Origin of the sequence: Streptomyces sp. NPDC019224 (assembly GCF_040632605.1) — a bacterium.
In the GTDB taxonomy this organism is placed as follows: domain Bacteria; phylum Actinomycetota; class Actinomycetes; order Streptomycetales; family Streptomycetaceae; genus Streptomyces.
The window spans coordinates 1-1323 of the sequence record NZ_JBEYCF010000117.1 but is presented as its reverse complement, the minus strand read 5'-3'; the positions used below and the strand labels follow the sequence as shown (position 1 = coordinate 1323).

The 1323-nt window shown below is 67.0% G+C and carries 2 protein-coding genes; both read right to left on the bottom strand.

The genetic code is table 11. The features are described 5' to 3' along the window. Positions 1-31 precede the first annotated feature (31 nt). Positions 32-949, bottom strand: coding sequence for an IS3 family transposase (locus ABZ564_RS32755; protein WP_360863149.1), 918 nt, complete (start codon positions 947-949; stop codon positions 32-34). Next, positions 946-1254 carry a transposase gene (locus ABZ564_RS32750; RefSeq protein WP_164247473.1) on the bottom strand — a complete coding sequence of 103 codons (309 nt, stop codon included), beginning with the start codon at positions 1252-1254 and terminating at the stop codon, positions 946-948. Before ABZ564_RS32750 ends, ABZ564_RS32755 begins: the two co-directional genes overlap by 4 nt. Between the last annotated feature and the right edge of the window lie 69 nt (positions 1255-1323).

Genomic DNA, 1323 nt, shown 5'->3' with positions numbered 1-1323 from the left:
TGAGGTTCCCCCGTTGCTCGGGAGGTGCTGATCAGCTGGTCAGGGCGGGTTGGCGGGGTTTCAGGTTCGCTCGTTCGGCCGTTGCCTGCTCGGCGTAGTGCTTCTCCTCGAACTCGATCGGGCTGAGGTAGCCGAGCCGCTTCTGGATGCGCCGGCTGTTGTAGAAACCATCGAAGTACTCGAAGAGCGCGAGGTTCGCCTCGGCCCTGGTGGCGAAGACGCGACCGCGGACGCACTCGGTCTTCGTCAGCATCCACAGATTCTCCGCGAGGGCGTTATCGTAACTGTCGCCGACCGAGCCCATCGACGCCTCAATTCCCGCCCTCACCAGGCGAGTTGTCAGCTTGATGGACGTATATTGGCAGCCGTGGTCGGCGTGGTGGATGAGCTTGCCGGGCTCGACCTCGCGGGAGGCGAGCGCGTACTCCAGGCTGGACAGGACCAGGTCGGCGTCCGCGCGGGCGGAGGTCTCCCAGGCCACGACCCGGCGGGAGAACGCGTCGCGGATCGCGGACAGCCACAGCGGTCCCTCAGCGGTCGGGATCATCGTCAGATCGGTGACCCACAGACGGTTCGGCCCCTGAGCGGTGAAGTCCCGGTTGACGAGGTCCGGGGCGAGCGCGGCCTTGGGATCCCGGCGCGTGAAACCGCTCCGGCGCGGGCTGAGACCCGCCAGATCGGCCTCGCGCATCAACCGCTCGACGCGTTTGCGGCCCACGTGGACGCCCTCGCGTTTCAGTATGGCGTGCACCCGTGGCGACCCGTAGATGCCACCGGACCCGGTATGGATCGCCTTGATCTTCTCGGTGAGCTCGACGTCGCGGCGCCGCCGCTCGCAGGGCTCCTTCTCGGCGCGGCGCCAGCGGTAGTAGGTGGAGGAGGCGATGGAAAGCTCCCGGAGTACGCACTCGACTCCCAGGTGTGGATGCTCGTCGAGGAGCGCGGTCACCTGGGCCGGGTCGGGTCGAGTTGCGCCGCGAAAAACGCCGAGGCCGTCCGCAGTACGTCGTTCGCCCGCTTGAGCTGGGCGTTCTCCTTCCGCAGTGCCACCAGCTCGGCGTGTTCGTCGGTAGTCAGCCGGTCATCACGCTCGCCGGCGTCGGCCTCGGCCTGCCGGATCCAGCCCCGCAGGGCCTCGGGGTGGACGCCGAGGTCGACGGCCAGCTTCTTGATCTGCGGCTTCGGATCCGACGCGCGATACATCCGCACCGCACGCTCACGCAACTCCAGTGAGTACTTTCTGGGGGCAGCCATGGTCGATGTTCCTCTCATGAGAACCATCTGACCCTCTGTCATCGACTTCCGCATCTCGGGGGAACCTCA